8 protein-coding genes are annotated in these 8,090 nt (G+C 63.0%); 4 read left to right on the forward strand and 4 right to left on the reverse strand.

The window, feature by feature from the left end; all coding sequences use genetic code 11:
- Together EN914_RS16300 and EN914_RS16305 are read right to left on the reverse strand one after the other, a co-directional pair.
- Positions 1-1,004: ABC transporter permease (locus tag EN914_RS16300; protein WP_164778757.1), on the reverse strand; the 1,004-nt coding region annotated here is incomplete at its 3' end.
- Positions 1,005-1,163: 159 nt separating this feature from the next.
- Entirely contained in the window at positions 1,164-2,141 is a 978-nt protein-coding gene (locus EN914_RS16305; RefSeq protein ID WP_395316708.1) for a sugar ABC transporter substrate-binding protein, read from the reverse strand.
- A 267-nt stretch (positions 2,142-2,408) separates the two neighbouring features.
- Here EN914_RS16305 and EN914_RS16310 point away from each other — a divergent pair, with 267 nt between their 5' ends.
- From EN914_RS16310 to EN914_RS16325, 4 genes are all read left to right on the forward strand, one after another.
- On the forward strand, positions 2,409-3,635 hold the full coding sequence (locus EN914_RS16310; RefSeq protein WP_024503692.1) for an ROK family protein: 1,227 nt from the start codon (positions 2,409-2,411) through the stop codon (positions 3,633-3,635).
- On the forward strand, positions 3,635-4,081 hold the full coding sequence (locus EN914_RS16315; RefSeq protein ID WP_013532706.1) for an RbsD/FucU family protein: 447 nt from the start codon (positions 3,635-3,637) through the stop codon (positions 4,079-4,081). The genes EN914_RS16310 and EN914_RS16315 overlap by 1 nt, the downstream gene beginning before the upstream one ends.
- The gene (locus EN914_RS16320; protein WP_024503691.1) at positions 4,078-5,001 is read left to right on the forward strand and encodes a carbohydrate kinase; all 924 of its coding nucleotides are present in this window, start codon (positions 4,078-4,080) and stop codon (positions 4,999-5,001) included. The genes EN914_RS16315 and EN914_RS16320 overlap by 4 nt, the downstream gene beginning before the upstream one ends.
- A 247-nt stretch (positions 5,002-5,248) precedes the next feature.
- Positions 5,249-6,391 (forward strand): DegT/DnrJ/EryC1/StrS aminotransferase family protein, encoded by a 1,143-nt coding sequence (locus EN914_RS16325; RefSeq protein ID WP_024503690.1) that lies wholly within the window; start codon positions 5,249-5,251, stop codon positions 6,389-6,391.
- Positions 6,392-6,405: 14 nt separating this feature from the next.
- Here EN914_RS16325 and cysQ read toward each other — a convergent pair whose 3' ends face one another.
- Together cysQ and cysC are read right to left on the reverse strand one after the other, a co-directional pair.
- Entirely contained in the window at positions 6,406-7,197 is a 792-nt protein-coding gene (gene cysQ / locus EN914_RS16330; protein ID WP_024503689.1) for a 3'(2'),5'-bisphosphate nucleotidase CysQ, read from the reverse strand.
- A 10-nt stretch (positions 7,198-7,207) separates the two neighbouring features.
- A partial coding sequence (gene cysC / locus EN914_RS16335; RefSeq protein WP_127389155.1) for an adenylyl-sulfate kinase occupies positions 7,208-8,090 on the reverse strand: 883 nt, incomplete at its 5' end.

Genomic DNA, 8,090 nt, shown 5'->3' on the forward strand with positions numbered 1-8,090 from the left:
CCGGTGAGCAGCACCTTCCATTGCGGATCGGCGCCCAGCATGTTGAGGCCCATGGAAACGACGCCGACGATCATCGCGCCGAACAGCGTGCCCAGGATGGAGCCGCGTCCGCCGAAGAGGGAAATACCGCCGATCACCGTCGCGGTGATGGCCTGCAGATTGTAGTCGGTGACGGCAGCCGACGGCGAGATCGAGCCGTTGCGGCCAATGGAGACCCAGGCCGCGAAAGCGGCGATCAGGCCGGCCAAGGTGTAGACCGTCATCAACACCTTCTTGGTCTGGATGCCCGACAGCTTCGCCGCCTCCTGGTCATCGCCAACGGCGTAGACATGGCGGCCCCACGCCGTGTGATTGAGCACGTACCAGAGGATCATCACGAGCAGGACCGTGGCAATGACGCCGAGCGTCAGCACCGCAGTGCCGACCTTGAAGCTGATGGCAAAGAGATGCAGCAGCGGCGCCTGGGTGTCGACGTCGGTGTCGCGGATCGTCTCGTTGGCCGAATAGATGAAGTTCGTGGCCATGACGATGTTCCAGGTGCCAAGCGTCACGATGAAGGGTGGTAGCTTCATGTAGGCGACAAGCACCCCGTTGAGCAGCCCGCAGGCGGCGCCGGCGGCAAGCCCGATCGCCACTGCGAGCGCGCTCGGCATGCCGTAGGAGACCGCGCAATTGCCCATGATCACCGCTGAAATCACCATGATCACACCGATCGACAGGTCGATGCCCGCGGTCAGGATGACCAATGTCTGCGCAGCCCCCAGAATGCCGATGATGGCGATCTGCTGCAGGATAAGCGTCAGCGTGTAGGACGAAAAGAAACGCCCACCGATGGTGATGCCGAAGACGATGATCGCCAGAACCAGGACGATCAGCGGCACCGCGGCCGGCGTCGAATGCAAGAAATGCTGGATACGCTTGACGGCCGATTTGTGCTCGTCAAAAGCAGCAACGCTGGTGTCGCTGCTCGAGAGAACCTTCTCGAATTCCTGAGCTTGAGCCATGTTTTCTCCCCGGAGGCTTCAGCCAAACGCCGACGCCAGTCCACGCCTTTCCGGTCTGCTGCCGGGATTGTTCGCGGTCACGCGAGCCATCGTCCACCCGAAGCGGCCGGGGATCAAGCCCCGACCGCTCAGGTTCCTTGGATGCCGGTCAGAACGGCATCAGCCCCAGCACTTGGCGAGGCCTTCCTTGGTGTCGATGGACTTGACGCCGGTGGCCGGCTTGTCGGTCACCAGGTTGACGCCGGTGTCGAAGAAGTTCTTGCCTTCGGTCGGCTTCGGCTTGGTTCCGTCCTTGGCAAAGGCGGCGATCGCCTCGATGCCGAGTGCAGCCATCTGCAGCGGGTATTGCTGCGAAGTGGCGCCGATGACACCTTCGGCCACCGACTTCACGCCGGGGCAGCCGCCGTCGACGGAAACGATCAGCACCTGGCTTTCGAGGCCGACAGCCTTGAGCGCCTGGTAGGCGCCGACAGCGGCCGGCTCGTTGATGGTGTGGATGACGTTGATGGTGTTGTCCTTCTGTAGGAGGTTCTCCATCGCCTTGCGGCCGCCCTCTTCGTTGCCGTTGGTGACGTCATGGCCGACGATGCGCGGATCGGTCTCGTCGCCGATCTTGTTCGGATCCTTCACGTCGATGCCGTAGCCCATCATGAAGCCTTGGTCGCGCAGCACGTCGACAGTCGGCTGCGAAGGCGTCAGGTCAAGGAAACCGATCTTGGCGTCCTTGGCCTTGTCGCCGAGCGTGGCGGCGGCCCAGGCCCCGATCAGCTTGCCTGCCTCGAGATTGTCCGTCGCGAAGGTCGCATCGGCGGCGTCGATCGGATCGAGCGGCGTGTCGAGCGCGATCACCAGCAGGCCGGCATCACGCGCCTTCTTCACGGTCGGCACGATGCCCTTGGTGTCGGATGCGGTGATCAGGATACCCTTGGCGCCGTCGGCGATGCAGCTTTCGATCGCCGCGACCTGGCTCTCGCTGTCGCCGTCGATCTTGCCGGCATAGGTCTTGAGGTCGACGCCGAGCTCCTTGGCCTTCGCGGTCGCGCCTTCCTTCATCTTGACGAAGAAGGGATTGGTGTCGGTCTTGGTGATCAGGCAGGCGCCGACACCGGCGGCGGATGCGGACGAGGCAAACGCCATCAGCCCCAGAGCCGCGGCGGCAAACACGGTCGATTTCAACAATTTTGTATTGGTCACGATTTTCCTCCCAGTGGAACCATTCCGATGCCGGCCAACCGGCACCTGCAGCGCATCCAACGAAATTCTCCCAGCGTGGACGCTGCCTTAACAGACACCAGGCCGAAGCCCCTGTCAATAATTAAATCACTCTTATTTATTATTGACAGCATTGCTTCGTTCACCCATTCTGGCCCAAAAGCATTGAGGGGAAACGACGGGAGGAACAGGGTGGAAACGGCCATTGCGAGGCATGGTTCGCCCGAGGTGAATGACAGTCTCATTCACCGCGGCACCAACCAGAGCGGCATGCGCGACCACAATGAGCGGTTGGTGCTGTCGCTGGTGCGTCAACACGGCAGCCTGGCAAAATCCGACATCGCCCGCATGACCGGACTTTCGGCGCAGACGGTTTCGGTCATCATGCGCGAGCTGGAGGAAGAAAGCCTCCTGCTGCGTCAGGCGCCGTTGCGCGGCAAGATCGGCCAGCCTTCCATCCCGATGGCGCTCAATCCCGAAGGCGCTTTCTTCATCGGCCTGAAGATCGGCCGCCGCAGCGCTGAACTGGTGTTGATCGATTTCCTTGGCAATGTTCGTTCGATGCTGCAGCATTCCTATCGCTACCCGGCGCCGCGCGAGACGGTGGACTTCGTCAGCAACGGCATGCGGCAGATGCGCGGCGAGCTCACGCCCGCGCAAGACAAGCGCATCGCCGGGCTGGGCATCGCCATGCCGTTCGAATTGTGGAACTGGGCCGATACCGCCGGCGCCCCGCGCGACGTGATGGACGAATGGCGTCACCGCGACATCAGGGCCGACATCCAGGCGCAATGCGATTTTCCGGTCTATTTGCAGAACGACGCCACGTCGGCCTGCGGCGCCGAACTCGTCTTCGGGCAGGCGGGCGCTGCGCGTGACTTCGTCTATTTCTATATCGGCGCCTTTGCCGGTGGCGGCATCGTGCTGAACGGCCGGCTTTTTGGCGGCCCGACCGGCAATGCCGGAGCGCTCGGCTCCATGCCCGTGCCCGGGCCGGACGGCAAGCCGACCCAACTGATCGATGTCGCTTCCATCGCCATGCTCGAAAAGGCGCTCAATGCGCGCGGCATCGAGGCCTCGCATCTGTGGACCTCGCCGGAAGACTGGGGCGAGATCGGACCCGAACTCGACGGCTGGATCGCCAGCGCCTCAAGGGCGCTCGCTTACGCCATCGTCGCCGCATCCTCGATCATCGATTTCGAAGCGGCGGTGATCGACGGCTGGATGCCGAAGGCGGTGCGCCGCCAGCTGGTCGACGCCATCATTGCGGCAATCGCCACGATCGACGGCGAAGGCTTGAAGCTGCCCGCCATTCGCGAGGGAACCGTCGGTATCCATGCCCGGGCGCTCGGCGGCGCCAGCCTGCCACTTTCCGAACGCTTCCTGATCGGCTCGACGACGATTTCCAGGAGCGCCTGATGCTGATCGGAATCCCGGCGCTGCTCGGTCCGGAGCTTCTGGCGATCCTGCGCGGCATGGGCCATGGCGACGAAATCGCCCTTGTCGACGGAAACTATCCGGCGGAACAGCAGGCAACCCGACTGGTACGCGCCGATGGCCACCCTCTTATCCCGGTACTCGACGCGATATTGAGTGTCCTGCCTGTCGATGACGCCGTGCCGGAGGCGCTGTTTCGCGCCTCGGTCCGAGGCGATCCCTCGCTTGCCGATCCTGTCCATCATGAGATCGAAGCGATCTGCGCCAAACGGGCGCCAGGCCGCAAGGTGGTTGCGCTGGCCGGCGCCGACTTCTATGCACGGGTCAAATCGGCGCATGCCATCGTCGCGACAAGCGAGCCGCGGCTCTACGCCAACATCATTATACGCAAGGGCGTGATCTATCCGCCGGAGACCAAGAAGCCATGATCCTCTGCTGCGGCGAAGCCCTGATCGACATGCTGCCGCGCACGACGACAGCGGGCGAGCCGGCCTTTGCGCCTTATGTCGGCGGCGCCGTATTCAACACGGCAATCGCACTTGGCCGGCTCGGCGCGCCGGCCGGCTTCTTTTCCGGCCTGTCGTCGGATCTGTTCGGCGGCCAATTCCGGGATGCGCTTGGGGCGAGCAAGGTCAGTTCCACCTATGCACACACCTCGCCACGGCCAACCACGCTGGCCTTCGTCAAGCTCACCAACGGCCAGGCGACGTACACTTTCTATGACGAGAACACCGCCGGACGCATGCTGACGATCGACGATTTGCCGCAGCTCGGCAACGAGATCGAAGCCATGCTGTTCGGCGCCATCAGCCTGATCTCCGAGCCCGCCGGCAGCGCCTATGAAGAGTTCATGCGGCGCGAGCATGAAAGCCGCGTCATGATGCTCGATCCCAACATCCGGCCGAACTTCATCCCGGACAAGGCCAAGCACCTCAAGCGCATTCGCACCATGATGGCGATGGCCGACATCGTGAAACTGTCGGACGAAGACCTGAACTGGTTCGGCGAAGCCGGCTCGCATGAGGATGTCATCCGCAACTGGCTGGACCGCGGTCCGAAGCTGATCGTCGTCACCCATGGCGGCGAAGGCGCGATCGGCTACAGCAAGAAGCACGCCGTCACGGTGATGCCCGAAAGGGTCGAGGTGGTCGACACGGTCGGCGCCGGCGACACGTTCAACGCCGGCATCCTCGCCTCGCTGCACGGGCAAGGCCTGCTGACGAAGGCGGCGATTTCCGGACTGTCGGAAGACGCCATCCATAAGGCGCTGGCGCTCGGCGCGAAGGCGGCGGCAGTGACCGTGTCGCGGGCCGGCGCCAACCCACCCTGGCGACATGAAATCGCCTGAGCAACGCTCAACATAAGTTGAGCCCAATCGATCACTTTATGTTTCGCAGGGGCTCTTTCCAAGGCTATAAGGGCGGGATGGCGCCCGACGAAGCCCGGATTTCCGGCATCTGACTGACATTCGCCGGGAAAACTGGTAACGGGCTGCGACACTTCCGCAATTTAGGGCTCCGCCTGCCCGGCTTTCTCGGCAAGCGCAACTCTGGTACCAGCGGCCGATTATCTGGCTAACCCATTTTGAGGCCGACATGCAGTTCATCGATCTTGGCGCGCAGCGCGAACGAATCCGCGACCGGCTGAAGGCCGCGATCGACCGTGTCGTTGACGAGGGCCGCTATATTCTTGGCCCGCAAGTCACCGAATTCGAGAACAAGCTTGCCGCCTATATCGGTACCAAGCATGTCGTGGCCTGCGCCAACGGCACCGACGCGCTGCTGTTGCCGCTGTTTGCAGCCGGCGTGGGCCCGGGTGACGCGGTGTTCGTGCCGAGCTTCACGTTCGCCGCCACCGCCGAAGTGGTGGCGCTGGCCAAGGCCGAGCCGGTGTTCGTCGATGTCGACCCGCACAGCTACAACATCGACATTGCCAGCCTCGAAGCGGCCATTGCCATGATCAAGAAGGAAGGAAGGCTGAAGCCGAAGGCAATCATTCCCGTCGATCTGTTTGGCCTTGCCGCCGATTACGAGGCGATCATGGCGATCGCCAACCGCGAAGGCCTGATGGTGATCGAGGATGCCGCCCAGTCGATGGGCGGTTCGCTCGACGGCAAGATGTGCGGCTCCTTCGGTGCGGTCGGCTCGACCAGCTTCTATCCGGCAAAACCGCTTGGCTGCTACGGCGACGGCGGCGCGATGTTCACCAATGACGATGCGCTGGCCGAACAGCTTCGCTCGTTCGCCTTTCATGGCAAGGGCGAGACGCAGTACGACAATGTCCGCGTCGGAATCAATTCGCGGCTCGACACGATACAGGCGGCGATCCTCATCGAGAAGCTGGCCATTCTCGAAGACGAGATGGTCGCCCGGCAGGTCGTGGCAAAGCGCTATGCCGATGGGCTTGGCGACGTCGTTACCGCCGCCCGCAATCTGGACGGCAGCCGTTCGGCCTGGGCGCAATACGCCATCGAGACGCCGAAGCGCGACGGGCTGAGGGCGCATCTCGGCGAAAAGGGCATTCCGTCTGTCATCTACTATGTGAAGCCGCTGCATGCCCAGGTCGCTTATCGCGATTATCCGCGCACGCCGACCGGCCTTGCCGTTTCGGAAGACCTGCCGAAGCGGATCCTGTGCCTGCCGATGCACCCTTATCTCAGCGAAGCCGACCAGGACCGCATCATCGAGACGATCCGCAACTATATAGGCTCGAATTCGGCGCAGGCAGCGGCCGAGTAAGCTACCGGGCCTTCTCAGGCGGGGCTGACCCCTGCCCCGCCGCTGGCAATGAAATGCGGATTGGCGAAATCCTCGTCGTCGCTTTGCCGGCGCTTCCCATAGACCAGAGGCTGGCCATCGAGCGTGCGCGTCATGCCACCGGCGGCGCGCAGGATGGCGTCGCCTGCCGCCGTGTCCCATTCCATGGTGCGGCCGAAGCGCGGATAGACATCAGCCTCGGCACTGGCGAGAAGGCAGAATTTCAAGGACGAACCGACCGAGACGATTTCGGCGGCACCAAGGTCGCGAATATAGGCCTCGGTTTCCGGCGTGTTGTGGGAACGGCTGGCGACGACGGCCAGCGGCGCCACGGCCGTTCTCACCGAGATCGGCCGGCGGCCGACGATCTGGTAGCCGCCATCGATTTCGAGAGATTCCGCCCTTCCCGGCAGGCCGGAAAAGAAGCGGCCCGTGCAGGGCGCAAAGACGACGCCGACCTCCGGCACGCCATCGCGAACCAGCGCTATGTTGACGGTGAAATCGGTGCGGCGGTTGACGAATTCCTTGGTGCCGTCGAGCGGATCGATCAGGAAGAAAGCCCCATTTAGGTCGGGCGGCACGATGCCGGCGGAAGCTTCTTCCTCGGCCACGCAGGGGATATCGGGAAATGCGGCACGCAGTCCGGCGAGAATGATCTTTTCGCTCTCGCGGTCCGCCTCGGTCACCGGCGAGGCGTCGGACTTGCGGTCAACCGCACAGCCGGCGTGGAACACGCGCATCACCTCGCGCCCGGCCGACAAGGCCAGGCGCTCGAAGATTTCGAGCATCAGCCTGTCGTCAGATGCCGCCGCCGCTATCGTATTGGTCTTCGGCAATGTCGCGCTCGTTCAGCCAGTGTTCCAGGGCGTCGACCATCTCTTCGGCCGATTTGCCGAGTGTCTGCAGATGGATCTCCGGGGTTTCCGGCGCTTCATAAGGGGAATCGACGCCGGTGAAATTCTTGATCTCGCCATTCAGCGCGCGCGCATAGAGGCCCTTCGGATCACGCCTGGCGCATTCCTCGAAGGGCGTATCGACGAACACCTCGACGAATTCTCCGTCGGCCATCAATTCACGTGCCATGCGCCGTTCGGCGCTGAACGGCGAAATGAACGAAACAATGACGATCAACCCGGCATCGGCCATCAAACGCGCCACCTCGGCGACGCGGCGGATGTTCTCGACGCGATCGGCATCGGTAAAGCCAAGATCGCGATTGAGACCGTGACGGACGTTGTCGCCGTCGAGGATATAAGTATGACGGCCGGTGGCGAACAGCTTCTTTTCGAACAGGTTGGCGATGGTCGACTTGCCGGATCCCGACAGCCCGGTGAACCAGAACACGGCGGGCCGCTGGTTCTTCATGTCGGCGCGCACGCGCTTGCCGACATCGAGCGACTGCCAATGGATGTTTTCGGCGCGGCGCAGCGAGTGCAGGATCATGCCGGCGCCGACCGTGGCGTTGGAGATGCGGTCGATCAGGATGAAGGCGCCGGTTGTGCGGTTTTCGGCGAAGGGATCAAAGGCGATCGGCGTCCGCGTCGAGATGTTGCAGATGCCGACTTCGTTCATTTCGAGCGACTTGGCCGCTTCATGGGCAAAGTCGTTGACGTTGATCCGGTATTTCAGATCGGTGACGGTGGCGCTGGTCTGGTCGGTCTCGGTGCGCAGGATGTAGGAG

The sequence above is a fragment of the Mesorhizobium sp. M7A.F.Ca.CA.001.08.2.1 genome (assembly GCF_003998455.1).
Lineage (GTDB): Bacteria > Pseudomonadota > Alphaproteobacteria > Rhizobiales > Rhizobiaceae > Mesorhizobium > Mesorhizobium ciceri.

Excerpts from the sequence above, each read along its gene's own strand:
- EN914_RS16305 (WP_395316708.1), bottom strand. The coding sequence starts at position 2,141 with ATGGCGTTTGCCTCGTCCGCATCCGCCGCCGGTGTCGGCGCCTGCCTG.
- EN914_RS16315 (WP_013532706.1), top strand. The coding sequence starts at position 3,635 with ATGCTGATCGGAATCCCGGCGCTGCTCGGTCCGGAGCTTCTGGCGATC.
- EN914_RS16320 (WP_024503691.1), top strand. The coding sequence starts at position 4,078 with ATGATCCTCTGCTGCGGCGAAGCCCTGATCGACATGCTGCCGCGCACG.
- EN914_RS16325 (WP_024503690.1), top strand. The coding sequence starts at position 5,249 with ATGCAGTTCATCGATCTTGGCGCGCAGCGCGAACGAATCCGCGACCGG.
- cysQ (WP_024503689.1), bottom strand. The coding sequence starts at position 7,197 with ATGCTCGAAATCTTCGAGCGCCTGGCCTTGTCGGCCGGGCGCGAGGTG.